This is a genomic window from Micromonospora sp. NPDC049359 (genome assembly GCF_044466585.1).
In the GTDB taxonomy this organism is placed as follows: domain Bacteria; phylum Actinomycetota; class Actinomycetes; order Mycobacteriales; family Micromonosporaceae; genus Micromonospora.
In genome coordinates, this window is record NZ_JBITMW010000006.1 from 1 (window position 1) to 19,513 (window position 19,513).

The following is a 19,513-nucleotide window of genomic DNA, read 5'->3' on the forward strand; positions in this document are numbered from 1 at the left end:
CTAGACAGCTCCACTCCACAACCGGAGGCCTTCACCTACCTACGACATCAGATCGTGTCGTCACACAACCTCGACCAACCTCCCTGGACAGCACAGTTAGAGGGTGCGGGTGTAGCGGAGTTGGGTTGTGGGGGCCGTGCCCATCTTCTCTTCGCGTTCGGCCCCCGTCGGGGTCCAGCCGCCGCGCTCATAGAACGCGCGGGCGTGGGCGTTCTCCCGCAGCACCCAGAGCACTGCGCGACGCCAACCGCGGTCACGCATGGCGTCGAGCGCGTCCACCATCAACGCGCGGCCGGTGCCCCGCCCCTGCTCGGCCGGGTCCAGGTGGATCGCGTTGAGCAGCCCGGTCGTCGGATCGTCCTCGTCGTCCGGCCCCAGGTAGCTGAACCCGACGAGCCCGCCGACGCGTTCCGCCACGATCAGCCGGTGGGTGTCACGCTCCCAGCTCCACCGCTCGACCCAGTACCGTCCCATCGCCTCCCCGGTCGGTTTGGCCAGCGCCTCGGCCGGCAGGAACGAGGAGTACGCGGCGACCCGGGACCGTTGGTGCAGGGCACCGACCCCCATCAGGTCGTGATCGGTGGCGGGGCGGAGCGTGACAGTCACCCGGCCGAGGCTACCCGGCGCGGCGGGACCTGCACGGTGGTCAGATCCTCGGCGACAATCAGATCGCCGTCGAAGTGCGCGCGAGCCTCGTCATGGAACCGGCGCGGGTCGGGATAGCGCTGGGAGAAGTGCGTCAGCACCAGCGTGCGTACCCCCGACTCGGTCGCCACCCGCGCGGCCTGGGCCGCGGTCAGGTGGCCGACCTCGGCGGCCAGCGCGGCCTCCGACTCCAGGAACGTCGACTCGATGACCAGCAGGTCGGCGTGCTCGGCCAGGGCGTACACGCCGTCGCAGAGGCCGGTGTCCATCACGAAGGCGAATCGCTGCCCCGGTCGGGGCTCGCTCACCTCGTCCCGGGTGACGCGACGCCCGTCGAGGTCCAGGTGGCCGACGCGGATCAGCTCGCCGACGGCCGGGCCGGCGATGCCGTACGAGGCCAGCTTCTCCGGCAGCATCCGGCAGCCGTCCGGCTCGACGAGCCGATAGCCGTACGTCTCGATGGGGTGTCGCAGCCGGCGGGCCTCCAGCGTCCCGCAGCGCAGGGCGATCCGCTGCCCGTCGGTCTCGATCGGCGTTACCGCCAGCTCGGCGCTCTCGTAGAAGGAGGTGGCGTGCCGCAGCCGGGCGAAGTACTCGGCGCCGCCGGCCGGGAAGTGCACGGCGACCGGGTGCGGGACCCGGTCCAGTGAGAGTCGCTGGATCGTGCCGGGCAGACCGAGGCAGTGGTCGCCGTGGAAGTGCGTGACGCAGATCCGGGTCAGGTCGCTGGCGGTGACGGTGGTGTGCAGGAGTTGGCGCTGACTGCCCTCGCCCGGGTCGAAGAGGATCACCTCGTCGTCCCAGCGCAGCACGTAACCGTTGTGGTTGCGCTGCCGGGTGGGGGTCTGGCTGGCCGTCCCGAGAATCACCAGCTCGCGCATCGACACGCTGATCTCCCACCGAGATGAAGCGACCCCCGGGGCGCTCCACGCTGTCGCGTGGGCCGGCTGGACTAAGCCGGCACCCCGGGGGTCGGGTGGCTGTCGTGGTTTTCGCCGCACCGCTGCCACACGGTCTCGACGGTCGTACTGGTTGCCCGCCTCGCGGCGGACGATCACTGTCGAGGACAGCGGCTAGCGGACAGCCACCTCACGAGTCCGATTGCTATACAAGTCTGGACCACCTCCTTTCACGTGTACGGCCACGTTATCGAGTTCCCGCCGGGCTCGGCAACGGATTTCGATCACAGGGCCAAACGGGAATGCCCGGCCGCCTCGTCGGCAGCCGGGCATCGCGTTCACGCAGGTGGGTCAGCCGGCGGTACGGGCCACGCCGACCGGGCAGCTCAGGCCGTTCGGGCCGTGGTTGCAGTACCCGTTCGGGTTCTTGGTCGGCGCCAGGTACTGCTGGTGGTAGTCCTCGGCGAAGAAGTAGCTGCCGAGCGGGGCGATCTCGGTGGTGATCTCACCCTTGCCGGCCCGGGTCACGATCGGCTGGAAGGCGTCCCGCGACGACTCCGCGATGGCCCGCTGCTCGTCGGTGGTCGTGTAGATCGCCGACCGGTACTGGGTGCCCACGTCGTTGCCCTGGCGCATGCCCTGGGTCGGGTCGTGGTTCTCCCAGAAGACCTTCAGCAGGTCCTCGTACGTGATCTTGCTGGGGTCGTACACCACCTGGACGACCTCGGCGTGCCCGGTGCGGCCGGAACACGTCTCCTCGTACGTCGGGTTGGTGGTGAAGCCGCCCGCGTAGCCGGCGGAGGTCGTGTACACGCCGGGCAGCGTCCAGAACAGCCGCTCGGCGCCCCAGAAGCAGCCCATGCCGAAGACGGCCACCTGGAGGCCCTCCGGGAACGGACCCTTCAGCGGGGTGCCCAGAACCTCGTGGCGGTCGGCGACCGGCATCGAGATCGGGCGGCCCGGCAGGGCCTGCTCGGGCGTGATCATCTCGGCGTTCATACGGCGCAGGAACACGGTGGGACTCCTCTCATGCGTCTCCCAGCGTGTAACACCAGTGGGTTCTGCTTCCTTACCCGCGCCACTGTGACTCAGGCCCCGCCGTCGAGGGCGGTGGCGATCCGGTCGGCGTAGGTCTGTGCCTTGGCGTCGTCGCTGTACCGGGTGCGCGGCCAGAAGAAGCCACGCAGCCCGTCACCCTTGGTGCGGGGGACCACGTGGGTGTGCAGATGGGGGACGGACTGGGACACCCGGTTGTTCATCGCCACGAACGTCCCACCGGCCCCCAGGCCGGCCTCCACCGCCACGGCCAGCCGCTGGACCAGCGCGAAGTAGCCGGGTAGCAGGTCGGCCGGCAATTCGGCCAGGGTCACCAGGTGCGTCCGGGGCACCACCAGCACGTGCCCCGCGAAGACCGGGCGGGTGTCCAGGAACGCCACCCCGTCCGGCTCGTCGGCGACCCGGAACGCCGGAACGTCACCCGACACGATCCCGCAGAACACGCACCCGTCCATCGCGCCAGGCTATAGCGCCGATCTGCGCTGACGTGCCCCCCACGTACGCATCGACTGTGGTACTCATTTACGGGTCTGGATCAAGAACATGGGGGGAACGCACGTGCACAGCAAGAGAGGCACGACCCTGGCACTGGCCGTACTGGCCGCCGGGTTGCTCACCGCCGGTCTCCCGGGCCCCGCCCAGGCCGCACCCGCGCCGACGGCCACCCCGCTGTCGTTGCCGGCGGTGGCCGACGTGGTCTCGGCCGGTGACCGGGTCTTCGTCAGCGGCGGGCCGTCCTCGACCGACGTCGTGGTGGCCAGCGCGACGGGTGCGGTCGTGGGCACCCTGTCCGGCCTGCCCGGTCCGACCGACCTGTTGCTCAGCGCCGACCGGCAGACCCTCTACGTGGCGCTGCCGACCGCTAATGCCATCGCCGCCTTCGACACCGGCACGCTCGTCGAGTCGGCCCGGTACGACACCGGCGCGGGCGAGTGCCCGTCGTCGCTGGCGCTGACCGGGCGGTACCTGTGGTTCGGGTACGGCTGCGGAGGCTGGGACGGCAACATCGGCCGGATCGACCTGGGCCGCCAGCCGGCGCGGGTGACCACGGGTCTGGACACCGGTAGCGGCTTCTACGGCGCTCCGCTGCTGACCGCCGCCAGCCAGAACCGTTCGGTGCTGTTGGCCGGGCAGCCCGGCCTGAGCCCCGCGTCGGTATACACGTACACGATCGGCACCGGTGGTGCGCTGAGCGCGCCGGGCACCAACGAGTTCATGGCGATTGGCAGCAACCTGCGCGACATCGCCCTCGACCCGACCGGCGCGACCGTGTTCACCGCGTCCGGCGCCCCGTACGAGGTGCAGGCGTTCCCGTTCGCCGACATCACCACCCCGTCGGCGACCTTCCGCACCGGCGCGTACCCCAATGCGGTCGAGGTCTCGCGCGACGGCACCCGGATCGCCGGCGGCGCGGACGCCTCCTACGACCCGGACGTGTTCGTCTTCTCCACGGGCGGCACCGAGCTGGCCCACTTCGAGCTGGGCGACGAGCTCAGCCCCGGCGCGCTGGCCTGGGCCCCGAACGGCGCCCGGCTCTACGCGGTCTCCTACGACTGGACCGGAACCCGCCCGGTCACCCTGCACGTCCTGCCCGTCCCGGCCGCCTGAGGGCCGTTCCCGACGCTGAACCGGAGCGTGGGGTCGGACCGGATGGGTCCGGCCCCCGCCCGGGGCGCGGGTTCCGTGCCGGGTCGCCGGGACGGGGCACTAGCCTCACCAGAATGAGTCACGGCTTCGAGACGCTCGCCATTCACGCCGGTCAGGACCCCGAGGCCCGGACCGGCGCGGTGATCCCGCCGATCTACCAGACCAGCACGTACGCCCAGGACGCCGTCGGCGCGCCTCGGCTCGGCTACGAGTACAGCCGCTCCGGCAACCCGACCCGCGACGCCCTCCAGGAGTGCCTGGCCGCGTTGGAGAGCGGGCCGGTGGGTCTCGCCTTCGCCAGTGGCCTGGCCGCCGAGGACACCCTGCTGCGGGCGGTGTGCCAGCCGGGCGACCACGTGATCATTCCGGACGACGCGTACGGCGGCACCTACCGGCTCTTCGCCCGGGTGGCCCAGCGCTGGGGGCTGGAGTTCACGCCGGCCAAGGTCTCCGACCCGGCCGCGGTCCGGGCCGCCGTGCAGCCCGGACGGACGAAGATCATCTGGGTGGAGACGCCGACGAACCCGCTGCTCGGCATCGCCGACATCGCCGTCCTGGCCGGTGTGGCGCACGACGCCGGCGCGCTGCTGGTGGTCGACAACACCTTCGCCTCGCCGTACCTTCAGCAGCCGATCGCCTTCGGCGCGGACGTGGTGGTGCACTCCACCACCAAGTACATCGGCGGGCACTCCGACGTGGTCGGTGGCGCGCTCGTCGTCGCCGACGCCGGGCTCGGCGAGGAGCTGCGCTACCACCAGAACGCGATGGGCGCGATCAACGGCCCGTTCGACGCGTGGCTCACCCTGCGCGGCATCAAGACCCTCGGGGTACGCATGGACCGGCACTGCGACAACGCCGAGCGCCTCGCCGCGTACCTCGACGGGCACGCCAAGGTGTCCGAGGTGATCTACCCCGGGCTGCCTTCGCACCCTGGTCACGAGGTGGCGGCCAAGCAGATGCGCCGGTTCGGCGGCATGATCTCGTTCCGGGCCGCCGGCGGCGAGGACCACGCCGTGGAGATCTGCAACCGGGCCAAGCTCTTCGTGCTCGCCGAGTCGCTGGGCGGCGTCGAATCGCTGATCGAACACCCGGGTCGGATGACACATGCAAGTGCTGCCGGCTCGCCGCTTGAAGTTCCCGGCGATCTCGTGCGACTGTCTGTCGGCATCGAGACGGTCGACGACCTGCTCGCCGATCTGGAGCAGGCGCTGGGCTGACCGCTGGGGAGGACGGCCGTGCAGGACATCATGGCGACCTGGGTCGGGGCGACCGCCAAGCAGATCGCCCGGGGCGTACGGCGGGGTGACGTCTCGGCCACCCAGGTCGTTGCCGACCACCTCGAGTACATCGCCTCGGCCGACCGCGAACTGGCCGCGTTCCGCGCCGTTCGCGGCGGCGAGGCGATCACCGAGGCGGAGAAGGTCGACGAGCAGGAGGACCTGGCCAACCTTCCCCTGGCCGGGGTGCCGGTGGCCGTCAAGGAGAACACTCCGGTCGCGGGCCTGCCCACCTGGAACGGGTCGGCCGCCGCGCGGACCGAGGTCGCGGAGGCCGACCACGAGGTCGTCCGGCGGCTGCGGGGCGCCGGCGCGGTGATCCTCGGGGTCACCCGGATGCCGGAGCTGGGACTCTGGGCGCTCACCGACGACGACAGCGCGGTGACGCGCAACCCGTGGGACAGCACGCGTACCCCCGGCGGTTCCTCGGGCGGCGCGGCCGCCGCGGTCGCCGCCGGCCTGGTGCCGATCGCGCACGGCAACGACGGCCTCGGCTCGATCCGCATCCCGGCGGCCTGCTGCGGCCTGGTCGGCCTCAAACCCGGCCGCGGTGTGGTGCCCTGCCAGCTCGGCGCGGACGACTGGTTCGGTCTCACCGAGCACGGGATGCTCGCCAGCACGGTCGCCGACGCCGCCGTCGGCTTCTCGGTGCTCGCCGGCCGACGCCCGGAGAAGCTGGTCCCGCCGCAACGGCTGCGCGTCGGTGTCTCGCTGCGCTCTCCGGTACGCGGAGTCTCGCCGGACGCGCCCAACCGGGACGCGGTGGCCGCGGCCGGCCGGCTGCTCGCCGCCGCCGGCCACGACACCGTGCCGGCCGATCCGGTCTACCCCACGGCCCTGGGCCTGCAGGGCCTCGCCACCTGGTTCGCCGCGGCAGCCGCCGACGTCCGGGCCGCCGGGCTGGACCGGCGCGGTCTGCAACGCCGTACCCGGCGGCACGTCGCGCTGGGCGAGTGGGCACAGCGGCGCGGCTACGTCCGGGAGGCCGACCGGGTCGCCTGGCGGCAGCGGTCCGTCGACTTCTTCACCGACCACTCCGTCGACCTGCTGCTCACGCCCGCCCTGGCGAGCGCGCCGCCGGAGGCCGGCCGCTGGTCGGAGCGGTCCTGGCGGGCGAACCTGTCGGCCAACATCAGGTACGCCCCGTACGCCGCGCCGTGGAACGTCGCCGGCCTGCCGGCGATCGTCGTACCGGTGGGACGCCGCCCGGACGGCCTGCCGGTCGCCGTGCAGATCGTCGGTCCGCCCGGCTCGGAGCTGCTGCTGCTCGGCGTGGCCGGTCAGTTCGAGATGACCGCCCCGTGGGTGCGCCACGCGCCCGGCTATCCCCTCGTCGGAACGGGGTCGCCGGCCAGCGCATGATCGTCTAGCGTGTGCGCGCACCATCGCGCGAACCACGGGGGACACCAATGCGCTGCCAGACCTGCGGAGACGCCACGTCCTCCGAGCACAACGAATGCCCGCGTTGCTACACGCCGCTCGGCCAGCCGGCGGTCACGCCGGGGCTGCCGACCTACCGCGTACGGGGGATCGGGCTGGCGGCCAGCGTCGCCGTCGGCGCGACCGCCGTGCTCTACCTGGTGGTGGCGCTGTCCCCGCTGATCGGGATGGCGCTGGCCCGGCGGGCCATGGCCGACGACGACCCGGACCTGCTCCTCGGTGTGGTGATCATCAACGTCCTGGTGGCGCTGACCATGGCCGTGGTCTACCTCACCGCCGCGGTGCTGGTGATCATCTGGACCTGGCGGGCGCGCAAGAACACCGACGCCTTCCCCGGCGCACTGCCCACCCTCGGGACGGGCTGGGCGATCGCCGGCTGGCTGGTGCCGTTCGCGAACTTCGTGGTGCCGGCCCGGGTCGTGGCGAGCATCGCTCGGGACAGCCTCTGGCGGCGGTTCACGCCCACCCTCGTGAGCCTCTGGTGGTGCTCCTGGCTGGTGTTCAGCATCGGCGAGCGGCTGAGCAGCCGCCTCGACGACAGGGCGTACGCGAAGCTGCCGGAGACCCCGTTCAACGACGCCGGCTACCAGGCGTACGTCGACCACTACCGGGACTCGTTGCTTCGCAACGCCCTGCCGGCGCTGGGCTGCGCGGTCGCGGCGGTGACGCTGATCCTGCTGATCCACCGGATCTCCGCCGCCCAGGAGGCCCGGATCGCCCGCGCCGCCCCGGCGTGGCCGACCGCCCCGGTCTGGCCAGCACAAGCCTGGCCGCCGGCCCCGGTCACGTCGGCAGGCCAGCCCGCCCCGGCGGCCCCGGCGGCCGTGGCGCCCTCGGCGGCCGTGGCGCCCTCGGCGGCCGTGGCGTCCCCGGCGGCCGTGGCGCCCTCGGAGACGCCGGGGGCCGCGCCCAGGTCGTGATCCACTCCAGATCGCCGATGTGGCGCTGTCCGGGCGACCCGACAGCCCCACGTCGGCGATCTGGAGTGGATCAACGCGGGGGTGGCCCGCAAGTCGGGCGATCGGGGCGTCCGAGGACCGTCGACGCGGGTGGTCGCGTCGCGTACCCCGGTGTCGCCGCCGAGGCCGCCGGGCCCGGATGGCACGATCGGGGCATGACGGAACTGGTCGGCCTCGACGACGTACGGGCTGCGCGGAAACTGCTCGCCGACGTCGTCCGGACCACCCCGCTGGAGCCCTCCCGGCCGCTGAGCGCGGCACTGGGCGGGCCGACGTGGCTCAAGTGCGAGAACGTGCAGCGCGCCGGCTCGTACAAGGTGCGCGGCGCGTACGTGCGGATCTCCCGGCTGTCGGCGGGCGAGCGTGCGCGTGGCGTGGTCGCGGCGAGCGCCGGTAACCACGCCCAGGGCGTCGCGCTCGCCGCCGGGTTGGTCGGCACGCACGCGACGGTCTTCATGCCGGTCAACGCGCCGCTGCCGAAGGTCGCCGCCACCAAGGGGTACGGCGCGCAGGTCGAGCTGGCCGGCAACACCGTCGACGAGTCGCTGGTGGCCGCGCAGACGTACGCGGAGCGGACCGGTGCGGTGCTCATTCACCCGTTCGACCACCGGGACGTGATCGCCGGGCAGGGCACGGTGGCGTTGGAGATCCTCGAACAGTGTCCCGACGTGCGGACGATCATCACGGGCGTGGGCGGCGGCGGCCTGATCTCGGGCATGGCGGTGGCCGCCAAGGCGCTCCGCCCGGACGTACGCATCATCGGGGTGCAGGCGGCGGGCGCGGCGGCCTTCCCGCCCTCCCTGGTGGCCGGAGAGCCGGTCCGGCTGCCGGCGTTCGCCACCATCGCGGACGGCATCGCGGTCGGACGGCCGGGGGAGATCACCTTCAACCATGTCCGCAAGCTCGTCGACGAGATCGTCACGGTCTCCGAGGAGGACATCTCGCGGGCCCTGCTGATGCTGCTGGAGCGGGGCAAGCAGGTCGTCGAACCGGCCGGGGCGGTCGGCGTGGCCGCGCTCCTGGCCGGCGTGGTGGAGGTGGAGACGCCGGTGGTGGCGGTCCTCTCCGGCGGCAACATCGACCCCCTGCTGATGATGCGGGTGATCGAGCACGGTCTCGCCGCGGCCGGCCGCTACCTGCGGGTGACCGTGCGCTGTTCGGATCGGCCCGGGCAGCTCGCGTCACTGCTCAGTCAGATCGCCGAGCACCGGGCCAACGTGGTGGACGTGGAACACCAGCGGGCCAACCCGCACCTCGGCCTCGGCGAGGTGGAGGTGGCGCTGTCGGTGGAGACCCGTGGTGTGGAGCACTCCGACACGTTGATCAGCGCGCTGCGGGCCAGTGGCTATCAGGTGGTGTTCGCCGCCGAGGCGTGACAGGCGGTGCCACGCCCCGGCGGCGTTACACTGTAGGGGAGCTGCCGCTCAGCCGGAGAACGGCTCGAAGCTGACCACGGTCACCTTGATGTCGGCGCCACTCGGTGCCGTGTAGGTGCAGGTCTGACCGGCGCGACCACCCAGGATCGCCTTGCCCAGGGCCGACTCGGGGCTGTAGACCGTCAGGTCGGTGGTGGCGGCGATCTCCCGCGAGCCGAGCAGGAAGGTCTCGGTGTCGTCGGTGTCGTCGTCGAAGTAGATCGTCACCACCATGCCGGGTGACACCGCGTCGGCCGTCGGCGCGGCGCCGACCTTGGCGGTGCGCAGCAGCTCCTGCAGGTAGCGGATGCGACCCTCAGCCTTGCCCTGCTCCTCACGGGCGGCGTGGTAGCCGCCGTTCTCCCGCAGGTCGCCCTCTTCGCGGCGGGCGTTGATCTCGGCCGCGATCGCCGGCCGGTTGGCGATGTGCTCGTCGAGCTCGGCCTGGAGGCGGTCGTACGCGTCCTGGGACAGCCAGGTGGCGGGCGCCTCGTTGCCAGTGGACACAGGCGTTCTCCTCGGTTGTGCGTGGCTGGCTGACAGGTGAACTACCAAGTTACCAGTGCGGTACGACACAGCGTGTCGGCGATCACCGCCGGTGTCCGGATCCGGCACCCGCGCTCGATGCCGGGCGACGGCCGTTACCGGGTGATGTCTCCGCAGTTCAGGACGGCGCTCGGCAGCGCAGGACCTCGCCGATGAACGGTCGGGCGCTGGTGCCCAGCCGGTATCGGGCGGTGACGTGCCGATCGCCGGGAGCGGCGGTCACCGTGACCTCGTCGCGGGCCACCTCGACGCCGGCGCGATCCCGGGCGCGCAGGACGCAGACCGCCGACCCGCCCTCGGGCACCCGCACCCGGAAGTCGACCACCACCTGGCTGTCCGTGATGTCGGTGTACGTGATCACCTGGGCGTCGTAGACCGGGTCGCCGTACTGCCGGTAGAGCCGCAGTGAGATCAGGCTCAGCCCCACCACCAGCACCAGGAGCACCAGGGCAGCCAGCAGCGTACGACGCCGGCCTCCGCCGGGTGCCCGGCGTCGGCCGTAGCGCCCGGCCGGGAAGACCGGCGCGCCCGGTGAAATTGTGGCGTGCGTCTCGGTCACCGGCGGGTATCTCCTGGCGTTGTTGTCGGCGGCATCGGCAAGAATGGCAGGAGTCCATCCTCCCAGCCCGGCCGAATGCCAGGAACGGCAGGTCGGGTCCCGCAGGTGCCGACCGGCGGCGGGGCGGGGGAGGTTCCTGGCAGGTCAGCCGGTCGAGCCCGGTCGGGTCCACCGGCCGACACAGACGAGGAGCGCCGTAAGTTGGCAGAGCAGCTGCGTCTCATGGCCGTCCACGCGCACCCGGACGACGAGTCGAGCAAGGGTGCGGCGACGATGGCGAAGTACGTCGCCCAGGGGGTCGACGTGCTGGTGGTGACGTGCACCGGCGGTGAGCGCGGCAGCGTGCTCAATCCCAAGCTCGACCGGCCCGACGTCTGGGCCAACATCGCGGACATCCGGCGGGCCGAGATGGACGCCGCGCGGGCGATCCTCGGCGTCGACCAGGCCTGGCTCGGGTTCGTCGACAGCGGCCTGCCCGAGGGCGACCCGCTGCCGCCGCTCCCCGAGGGCTGCTTCGCCCTCCAGGAGGTCGAGGTGGCCGCCGGCCCGCTGGTCCGGCTGATGCGGGAGTTCCGTCCGCACGTGGTGACCACGTACGACGAGGAGGGTGGCTACCCCCACCCCGACCACATCATGTGCCACAAGGTGAGCGTGGCCGCCTTCGAGGCCGCCGGTGATGCGGAGCGCTACCCCGAGCTGGGCGCCCCCTGGCAGCCGCTGAAGCTCTACTACGACATCGGCTTCTCCAAGGCCAAGATCATGGCGCTGCACGAGGCGGTGCTGGCCACGGGCGCCGAGTCGCCGTACGAGGACTGGCTCAAGCGCTGGGACGAGCGTCCGGACAAGGGCCCACGGATCACCACCCGGGTCGACTGCGCCGAATACTTCCCCGTGCGGGACGACGCGTTGCGCGCCCACGCCACCCAGGTCGACCCGGACGGCTTCTGGTTCCACGTGCCCATGGAGATGCAGCAGCAGGCCTGGCCGACGGAGGATTTCGAGCTGGTACGCACCATGGTGGAGAGCCCGCTGCCCGAGTCCGACCTCTTCGCCGGAGTGCGGGAGACGGCGCACGCGCGCTGATCCCGGCCAGGGCTACCCTGGTAGGCAATCGCACATCGGAGGACGACCATGCTGACCGCTGCCCAGGTGCTCGCGGAGAACAACTTCGGGGACACCCGCACGGGTGGTCTGGCCGGCCCGATGGGCCTCCTCCTCATCCTGCTGCTGGCTACCGCCACCATCCTGCTGATCCGCAACATGAACGCCCGACTGCGGCGTCTGCCCGACCGGTTCCCGCAGCCGGGGCCGGCGGTCGATCCGACCAGGGCCGACGCTTCAGTCGTCGATCCGACAGACGGGACCGGCGCGCATGATTCATCCACGCACGCTCCCAATGGGCACCAGCAGCAGCGGAACGGGTAGTCCGCGCGTGATTCACGCCGAACCGGGTGGCGGACCCCTGTTGCGACCACCCGGTTTGGCTTAGCCTTCCGCCGGGGGACCAAAAGTCCCCGAGACGTGCGCGGGAGGGGGCGCCGATGGCCAGCACAGCACCGGCTGCCCGCCGTACCGTTGGTCGGTCGGCTGACGGGGAAGGTCGATGACCTCCGCTCCGGCCGGCGACCCGTTCGACCGGCTCGGGGTGCACGGCATGCCGGTCCGGCTGCGCGTGCTGACGGTCGCGGTGACGCTGACCGCGCTGGTCGCCGCCGTGGTCGGGTTGACGCTTCCGTCCGGGCTGCCGGCCGACGACCCGCTGGGTGGTCCGGCCCGCTTCGGCATCGCGGTCGGTGTCCTGGCCCTGGCCCAACTCGCCCGGCTCCGGTTCCGCGGGACCGCCGGCATGGTCAGCATCACCTGGGGTGAAGCGGCCCTGATCGTCTGCCTCTATCTCGCTCCGGCCGGCTGGCTGCCGTCGGCCACGCTGATCGGCGCCGGGCTGGCCTGGACGGGGTTGTCCCTGCACAGCGACCGCCGCCCGCCGCTGGAGATCGTCCGGATCGCCGCGTCGCTGGCCGCCGCGTCGGCGCTGGCCGTGTCCGTCACCACCGCGTTGGGGCACCCCCTGCTCACCCCGCCCACTCCGGTGCTGGCGCTTGCCGTGATCGCCGGGTCGGTGACGTACCTGATGGTGACGGGTTGGCTCGGCGCGGTGAGCCTGAGCCTGCGGCACGGGCTGCCGATCGGGCCGCCGCTGCTGGCCGCGCTGCGCGGCAAGTTGCTGATGTTCGTCGGCAACGTGGCGGTCGGCCTGGTCGTGATCGCGCTGCTGGAGCTGGACCCGCGCTGGTTGCTGCTGCTCCCGCCGCTGCTCTGGCTGCTGCAACAGACCTACCGTTACCGCCTGCGGGCGGACCAGGAACGTCGGACGTGGCGCGCCTTCGCCGAGGCCACCGCCGCTCTCAACCAGCTCGACGAGCGGGGCGTCGCCAGCGCGGCGGTGACGGGCGCGCTGGCGCTGTTCAACGCCGAGTTGGTCGATGTCGAGGTGGCCCGGCCCGACGGCAGGTGGCGTCGCTACCGGGGGGACGCCGGGGGCCAGTTGCTCGACCGGGAGGTCGGCCCGCCCGACAAGTCGGAGCCCGACGAGTACGAGTTGGTCCGCCCCCTGTCGGTGGGCGCCGTGCCGGTCGGTCGGCTCCGGGTCCGGTTCCCCCGCTCCGCCCCGCCCACGACCCGCGAACGGGACGCGGTGGCCGCGTTCGGTGACGCGCTCGCCGCCGCGCTGCACGACGCCGCGACCCACCGCGAACTGCGCCTGGTCACCGCCCGATCGTCGTACGAGGCGGTGCACGACGCGCTCACCGGGCTGGCGAACCGTACGGCCATGCTCGGCAAGGGCGACCAGTCGTTGCGGCAGCTCGCACACGACCACCCGGTGGCCCTGCTGCTGTTGGACATCAACCAGTTCAAAGAGGTCAACGACACCCTCGGACACGCGGCCGGCGACCAGTTGCTGCGGCTGACGGCCAATCGGCTCAGCGCGTTGGCCCGCCCGGGTGACCTGCTCGGCCGGCTCGGCGGCGACGAGTTCGCGCTGCTGCTCACCTCGGTTCCCGTGCTGGGTGACCGGGCCGCGCCGATGGCACACGCGCTGCGTCAGGCTCGTGAGATCGCCGAGCGGCTGGCCGCGCCGACCGAGGTGGCCGGGGTGCGGATGTCCATCGAGGTCTCGGTGGGCGTGGTCGTGGCCGACGCCGGCACCGCCGATCTGACCGAGCTGCTGCGCCGCGCGGACATCGCCATGTACCAGGCCAAGGAGGGTGGCGGCAGCGTTGCCGCCTACGACAGCACCCGGGACGCGGCCAGCACCGACCAGCTCGCCCTGCTCGCCGAACTGCGCGAGGCGCTGAAGGTCGACGACCAGTTGGTGTTGGCGTTGCAGCCGGCGGTCGACCTGGCGACCGGCGCTCCCACCGGGGTGGAGGCGCTGATCCGCTGGCAGCACCCCCGGCGCGGCTGGCTGGGCCCGGCCGACTTCATCCGCCCGGTGGAGAACAGCGAACAGCTCGGCACGTTCACCCGGTACGTGCTCGACAAGGCGCTCGGGGTGGCCGCCGGGTGGGCCCGCGAGGGGCTGGACGTCCCGATCTCGGTCAACCTGTCCGCGCGTAGCCTGCTCGACCCCCGCCTCCCGGCGGAGATCGGCGACGCGCTGCGCCGCCACCAGGTGCCACCCCGCCGACTGGTCCTGGAGATCACCGAGACGGTGGTGATGAGCGAGCTGGAGATCATCGACGAGGTGCTCGCCAACCTCCGGTCGATGGGCGTACAGCTCGCGGTGGACGACTTCGGCACCGGCTTCTCCTCGTTGACGTTCCTGACCCGGATCGCCGTGGACGAGTTGAAGGTGGACCGCTCCTTCGTGATCCGGATGGCCGACTCGCCGGAGGCCGCGGCGATCGTCCGGACCACCGTCGGGCTCGCCCACGAGTTGGGGCTGCGGGTGGTCGCGGAGGGCGTGGAGACGGCCGAACAGCGGCTGGCCCTGGCCGAGCTGGGCTGCACGTCCGCGCAGGGCTACCACTTCTTCAAGCCGATGCCGGCCGACAAGATCGGTGCGGTGCTGGGCACGCTGCGCGACTCGGCCGAGTCGAACGTCTTCCGGCTGCGCGCCGACGGCGCCTCCTGACCGCTCGGCGCTCCCGTCAAGCGGGTCGCCGCAGCAACTCCCACATGACCGGCACCGGCAGCGCCGGATGGGCGCAGGCCGCCCGGAGCACGTCCCGTTCGACGTCGCCTCGGGCCAGCTCCGCCAATGCCTCCGGTCGGGTGTTCCGGTGCTCGGCGATGGCGAGCCGGGTGACGTGGTCGGCACCGTCGAGCAGCCGGGCCAGCAGCTCGCCCGACGCGCTCCAGTTCTCTGCCAGAAGATGGGGCTTGACGGGCAGCCGGCTCAGCACGTCGGGCGGGGTCCGCGAGTTGCTCGCGAGCGCCGCACCGATGCCCCGGACGGGCGTCTCGGCGAGTCGGCGCAGGATCTCGGGATGCCCACAGTGCCGGGCGAGCCAGCGGCGGACCATGGGGTTGCGGTCCTGGGCCAGTTGAGCGGCGGTCTCCTCCGACAGCGACCAGTTGGCGGCGGCGGCAGCGCGTACGCGTGCTGATCGGGACCCCGCGCACTGCGTCAGGAGGGTCTGGAGCGCTTCCTTCGCGTCTTCAACCGGCCACGGCCTCGGACCGGGCTCGCAACCCGACTTCCACCTGCCGAGCAGGTCCTGGAGTTGCTCGACGGAGAGCCGGTCGGCAACTGCCTCCAACCGCTCCAGGTTGGGCAGCGGCCGGAAGCTGTCCTTCGTGAATCGTTCGACAGCCGTACGGGCCACCGTCTCGTCGACATCGCGGGTCAGCGTCGTCAGGGTCTCCGTCGACGTGGCGGAGTGCAGCGCGACCGCTCGGCGGACCTCGGGATCGCTGTCCCGGGCGAGAACCGCCAGCAGGGGGCTGGAGACGTGCTCCGACCAGGTCAGCGCGCGACGGACGGCGACGACCGGGTCCTCGGACAGCGCCACCATCGCCGCTACGGACAGGCGTCCCCACTGGGCGGCCCTCGCGCGGGCCTCCGGGTCGGCGCTGACGGCCAGCTCCTCGCCCAGCCAGTCTCCGGCCTGTTCGATGGCTTCCGCCCGGATGGCGGGGACCTCGTCGTGCGCCAGGATCTCGGCGATCTCGGCTGAGAACTCGCGTTGGCCGATCCCATCGCGTACGGCCGGGTCGGGGTCGCGGGCCAGCTTGGCCTGGATTTCCGGGCTGACATTGGTGAGGAAGGCGATACTTCGTCGCACCTGGGGGTGGGGATCGTCGGCGAGCGCGGCCACGGTCTCCGGTGGGCACGCCTTCAGCCAGGGGACCTCGGACCGCAGCCGGTGGTCGGACGAGGCGCGGAAGGCCGCGATCGCGTCGGGCGGGAAGTCGCCCTCGAAAAGGAGGCGTTGCAACAGATGCGGGTCGCCGGTCTCGACCGTCACCGCCACCAGCGCCGCGACGACGTCAGGAATCTCCTGCGCCAGCGGCGAGTTCCCTTGCAGGCGCTCGGCGAGGACGAGTCGTGGCAGCCGACCGCCGTCCCGAACCAGGGCGAGCAGGACGTCGGTCGGGGCGGCCGGGTTCATCGCGAGTCCGGCGAGCCGGTTCTGGTCGCGGGTGTTGTCCGGGCCGGGCAGTTCGAGCCGCCAGCGCGCCCCCTCGCAGCAGCCCGTCCGGATGACCGTGGGCTCCGCCCAATTCCCCGTCTCGGACATCCGAGCACCATAGCGACACCGCAGCCGAACCGCGCTCCCTCTCTCTGTGCGAGGCTGGAACGGTGAATCGACTCGCCGACGCGACCTCCCCGTACCTGCTCCAGCACGCCGACAACCCGGTCGACTGGTGGCCCTGGTGCGACGAGGCGTTCGCCGAGGCGAAACGACGCGACGTGCCGGTGCTCATCTCGGTGGGCTACGCGGCCTGCCACTGGTGCCACGTCATGGCGCACGAGTCGTTCGAGAACGAGCAGGTCGGTGCGCTCTTGAACGACAACTTCGTGTCGATCAAGGTGGACCGCGAGGAGCGCCCCGACGTCGACGCCGTCTACATGACCGCCACCCAGGCGATGACCGGTCAGGGCGGCTGGCCGATGACGGTCTTCGCCACCCCGGACGGCACCCCGTTCTTCTGCGGCACCTACTTCCCGCGCGCCAACTTCACCCGCCTGCTCCAGTCGGTCACCACCGCCTGGCGGGACCAGCGAGACGAGGTGCTGCGCCAGGGCGCCGCCGTGGTCGAGGCGGTCGGTGGCGCGCAGGCCGTGGGCGGCCCCACCGCGCCGCTGGACGGCCCACTGCTCGACGCCGCGGCCGGCAACCTGGCGGGTGAGTACGACGAGACGAACGGCGGGTTCGGGGGCGCCCCGAAGTTTCCACCGCACATGAACCTGCTCTTCCTGCTGCGCCACCACCAGCGCACCGGCGACCCGCGCAGCCTGGAGATCGTGCGGCACACCGCCGAGGCGATGGCCCGGGGCGGCATCTACGACCAGCTCGCCGGCGGTTTCGCCCGGTACTCGGTGGACGCGCACTGGACGGTGCCGCACTTCGAGAAGATGCTCTACGACAATGCGCTGCTGCTGCGCGTCTACACGCAGCTCTGGCGGCTGACCGGCGATCCGTTGGCGCGTCGGGTCGCCCGGGACACCGCCCGGTTCCTCGCCGACGAGCTGCACCGTCCGGGGGAGGGGTTCGCGTCCGCGCTGGACGCCGACACCGACGGCGTCGAGGGGCTCACCTACGCCTGGACGCCCGCGCAGCTCGTCGAGGCGCTGGGCGAGGACGATGGCCGCTTCGCCGCCGACCTGTTCGCGGTCACCGAGGACGGCACCTTTGAACACGGCACGAGCGTGCTCAAGCTCGCTCGGGACGTGGACGACGCCGCGCCCGAGGTCCGTACCCGCTGGCAGGGGGTGGTCGGGCAACTGCTCGCGGCCCGCGACATCCGGCCCCAGCCGGCCCGCGACGACAAGGTGGTGGCCGCGTGGAACGGCCTGGCGATCACCGCGATCGTCGAGTTCCTCCAGGTAGCCGCGCTGGCCCTGGAGAAGCGGGACGAGGGCGCCAACCTGTTGGAGGGCGTCACCATCGTCGCCGACGGCGCGATGCGGGACGCCGCCGAGCACCTGGCCAGCGTGCACGTCGTCGACGGCCGGCTGCGCCGGGTCTCCCGCGACGGCAGGGTCGGCGATCCGGCCGGGGTGCTGGAGGACTACGGCTGCGTGGCCGAGGCGTTCTGCGCCCTGCACCAGCTCACCGGCGAGGGGCGCTGGCTGACCCTGGCCGGCCAGCTGCTGGACACCGCCCTGGAACGCTTCGCCGCTCCCGGCGGCGCCTACTACGACACGGCCGACGACGCGGAGCGGTTGGTCGCCCGGCCGGCCGATCCGACCGACAACGCCACCCCGTCGGGGCGGTCGGCGCTGGTCGCCGGGCTGGTCGCGTACGCCGCGCTGACCGGACAGACCCGCTACCGCGAGGCCGCCGAGGCCGCGCTCGCCACCGTTGCGCCGATCGTCGGGCGGCACGCCCGCTTCGCCGGGTACGCGGCCACGGTCGGCGAGGCGCTGCTGTCCGGTCCGTACGAGATCGCGGTGGTGACCCACGATCCGGCCGGCGATCCGCTGGTGGCCGCCGCCCACCGGTACGCCCCGCCCGGAGCGGTGGTGGTCGCCGGCCTCCCGGACCAGCCCGGAGTGCCGTTGCTCGCCGACCGGCCGTTGGTCGACGGGCGGTCCGCCGCTTACGTCTGCCGGGGTTTCGTCTGCCAGCGGCCGGTCACCTCCGTCGACGAGCTGGTCGCCGAGCTGGGCTGAGTCGGGCACCGGTAGGCTGGCCGCGCTATGGATTCCCGTACCGGTCTGCCTGTTGTCGGCATGGTGGGTGGCGGCCAGTTGGCCCGGATGACCCATCAGGCCGCGATCGCCCTCGGCCAGTCACTGCGTGTGCTCGCGAGCGCCCCCGACGACGGCGCGGCGCTGGTCGCCGCCGACGTCCAGTACGGGGACCACACCGACCTGGCCGCCCTGCGCACCTTCGCCAAGGGCTGCGACGTGGTCACCTTCGACCACGAGCACGTGCCCAACGAGCACATCCGCACGCTGGCGGCCGAAGGGGTGACCCTGTACCCGCCGGCGGACGCGCTGCTGCACGCCCAGGACAAGCAGGTCATGCGGGAACGCCTCACCGAGCTGGGTGCGCCCAACCCGGTCTGGCGGCCGGTCGGCGACCCCGCCGACCTGGTCGGGTTCGGCGAGCAGGTCGGCTGGCCGGTGGTGCTCAAGGCGGCTCGGGGCGGCTACGACGGTCGGGGCGTCTGGATGGTGGACGACGCCACCAAGGCCGCCGAGCTGGCCGCGACACTGCTCGCGGGTGGCACCCGGCTGATCGTCGAGGAGCGGGTGCCGCTGCGCCGCGAACTCGCCGTGCAGGTGGCCCGCTCGCCGTTCGGCCAGGTGGCCGCGTACCCGGTGGTCGAGACGGTCCAGCGGGACGGCATCAACGTCGAGGTGCTGGCCCCGGCGCCCGGTCTCGACGAGGAGCTGGCAGTCTCCGCCCAGCAGCTCGCCATCGACCTGGCCACCGCGCTCGGTGTGGTCGGGCTGCTCGCCGTGGAACTCTTCGAGGTGCGCGACGACGCCGGTCGACCCGCGATCGTGGTCAACGAGCTGGCGATGCGTCCGCACAACTCGGGGCACTGGACCATCGAGGGTGCCCGGACCTCGCAGTTCGAGCAGCACGTGCGGGCGGTGCTGGACTACCCGATGGGCGACACCGCGCTGACCGCGCCGGTCGTCGTGTCGGCGAACGTCCTCGGCGGCGAACCGGACGGGATGTCGGTCGACGAGCGGCTGCACCACCTCTTCGCCGCCGAGCCGGGGGCGAAGGTGCACCTCTACGGCAAGCAGGTACGCCCCGGTCGCAAGATCGGGCACGTCACCGTGCTCGGTGACGACCTGGACGACGTACGGGCACGGGCGGCGCGGGCCGTGCGTTGGCTCCAGGTGGGGCACGAGTGACCCGGGTGGCCGCGAACCAAGGAG

Annotated in this window: 17 protein-coding genes; 10 read left to right on the top strand and 7 right to left on the bottom strand. The window is 72.3% G+C overall.

Annotation, left to right across the window (positions count from 1 at the left end):
* Positions 1-96: 96 nt before the first annotated feature.
* The 4 genes from ACIBTX_RS15450 to ACIBTX_RS15465 form a co-directional block, all read right to left on the bottom strand.
* A complete protein-coding gene (locus tag ACIBTX_RS15450; RefSeq protein ID WP_357130072.1) occupies positions 97-606 on the bottom strand; it encodes a GNAT family N-acetyltransferase in 510 nt (169 codons plus the stop codon).
* The gene (locus ACIBTX_RS15455) at positions 603-1,532 is read right to left on the bottom strand and encodes a ribonuclease Z (protein WP_396832623.1); all 930 of its coding nucleotides are present in this window, start codon (positions 1,530-1,532) and stop codon (positions 603-605) included. The genes ACIBTX_RS15450 and ACIBTX_RS15455 overlap by 4 nt, the downstream gene beginning before the upstream one ends.
* A gap of 363 nt (positions 1,533-1,895) precedes the next feature.
* Positions 1,896-2,558 (bottom strand): peptide-methionine (S)-S-oxide reductase MsrA, encoded by a 663-nt coding sequence (gene msrA / locus ACIBTX_RS15460; protein ID WP_357130066.1) that lies wholly within the window; start codon positions 2,556-2,558, stop codon positions 1,896-1,898.
* Positions 2,559-2,632: 74 nt separating this feature from the next.
* Positions 2,633-3,055 carry an HIT family protein gene (locus ACIBTX_RS15465; protein WP_396832624.1) on the bottom strand — a complete coding sequence of 141 codons (423 nt, stop codon included), beginning with the start codon at positions 3,053-3,055 and terminating at the stop codon, positions 2,633-2,635.
* 103 nt (positions 3,056-3,158) lie between these two features.
* Here ACIBTX_RS15465 and ACIBTX_RS15470 point away from each other — a divergent pair, with 103 nt between their 5' ends.
* The 5 genes from ACIBTX_RS15470 (at position 3,159) to ilvA (ending at position 9,299) form a co-directional block, all read left to right on the top strand.
* A complete protein-coding gene (locus ACIBTX_RS15470; RefSeq protein ID WP_357130060.1) occupies positions 3,159-4,208 on the top strand; it encodes a hypothetical protein in 1,050 nt (349 codons plus the stop codon).
* A 113-nt stretch (positions 4,209-4,321) separates the two neighbouring features.
* A complete protein-coding gene (locus ACIBTX_RS15475; RefSeq protein ID WP_396832625.1) occupies positions 4,322-5,464 on the top strand; it encodes a cystathionine gamma-synthase in 1,143 nt (380 codons plus the stop codon).
* Between the two features lie 30 nt (positions 5,465-5,494).
* On the top strand, positions 5,495-6,886 hold the full coding sequence (locus ACIBTX_RS15480) for an amidase family protein (RefSeq protein ID WP_357130407.1): 1,392 nt from the start codon (positions 5,495-5,497) through the stop codon (positions 6,884-6,886).
* A gap of 47 nt (positions 6,887-6,933) precedes the next feature.
* Entirely contained in the window at positions 6,934-7,884 is a 951-nt protein-coding gene (locus ACIBTX_RS15485) for a DUF4328 domain-containing protein (RefSeq protein WP_396832626.1), read from the top strand.
* Positions 7,885-8,078: 194 nt separating this feature from the next.
* Positions 8,079-9,299 (top strand): threonine ammonia-lyase, encoded by a 1,221-nt coding sequence (ilvA, locus tag ACIBTX_RS15490; protein ID WP_357130050.1) that lies wholly within the window; start codon positions 8,079-8,081, stop codon positions 9,297-9,299.
* Positions 9,300-9,347: 48 nt separating this feature from the next.
* Here the strand turns inward: ilvA and greA are convergent, their stop codons facing one another.
* Together greA and ACIBTX_RS15500 are read right to left on the bottom strand one after the other, a co-directional pair.
* The gene (gene greA, locus ACIBTX_RS15495; RefSeq protein ID WP_355048818.1) at positions 9,348-9,845 is read right to left on the bottom strand and encodes a transcription elongation factor GreA; all 498 of its coding nucleotides are present in this window, start codon (positions 9,843-9,845) and stop codon (positions 9,348-9,350) included.
* A 157-nt stretch (positions 9,846-10,002) separates the two neighbouring features.
* Positions 10,003-10,443, bottom strand: a complete 441-nt coding sequence (locus ACIBTX_RS15500; protein WP_396832627.1) for a DUF4307 domain-containing protein — start codon at positions 10,441-10,443, stop codon at positions 10,003-10,005.
* 201 nt (positions 10,444-10,644) lie between these two features.
* Between ACIBTX_RS15500 and mca the strand changes: the two genes are divergently transcribed.
* The 3 genes from mca (at position 10,645) to ACIBTX_RS15515 (ending at position 14,578) form a co-directional block, all read left to right on the top strand.
* Positions 10,645-11,526: a mycothiol conjugate amidase Mca gene (gene mca, locus ACIBTX_RS15505; protein WP_357130044.1), complete on the top strand. Its 882-nt coding sequence runs from the start codon at positions 10,645-10,647 to the stop codon at positions 11,524-11,526.
* A 48-nt stretch (positions 11,527-11,574) separates the two neighbouring features.
* Complete coding sequence (locus ACIBTX_RS15510; RefSeq protein WP_357130041.1) at positions 11,575-11,868, top strand: hypothetical protein; 294 nt, start codon at positions 11,575-11,577, stop codon at positions 11,866-11,868.
* Between the two features lie 178 nt (positions 11,869-12,046).
* Entirely contained in the window at positions 12,047-14,578 is a 2,532-nt protein-coding gene (locus tag ACIBTX_RS15515; protein ID WP_396832628.1) for a putative bifunctional diguanylate cyclase/phosphodiesterase, read from the top strand.
* 16 nt (positions 14,579-14,594) lie between these two features.
* Here ACIBTX_RS15515 and ACIBTX_RS15520 read toward each other — a convergent pair whose 3' ends face one another.
* Entirely contained in the window at positions 14,595-16,187 is a 1,593-nt protein-coding gene (locus tag ACIBTX_RS15520; RefSeq protein ID WP_396832629.1) for a hypothetical protein, read from the bottom strand.
* Positions 16,188-16,249: 62 nt separating this feature from the next.
* On the opposite strand from ACIBTX_RS15520, the gene ACIBTX_RS15525 reads away from it, so the two are divergent.
* Positions 16,250-18,286: a thioredoxin domain-containing protein gene (locus ACIBTX_RS15525; protein WP_396832630.1), complete on the top strand. Its 2,037-nt coding sequence runs from the start codon at positions 16,250-16,252 to the stop codon at positions 18,284-18,286.
* A 27-nt stretch (positions 18,287-18,313) separates the two neighbouring features.
* Positions 18,314-19,489: a 5-(carboxyamino)imidazole ribonucleotide synthase gene (locus ACIBTX_RS15530; protein ID WP_396832631.1), complete on the top strand. Its 1,176-nt coding sequence runs from the start codon at positions 18,314-18,316 to the stop codon at positions 19,487-19,489.
* Positions 19,490-19,513: the final 24 nt, after the last annotated feature.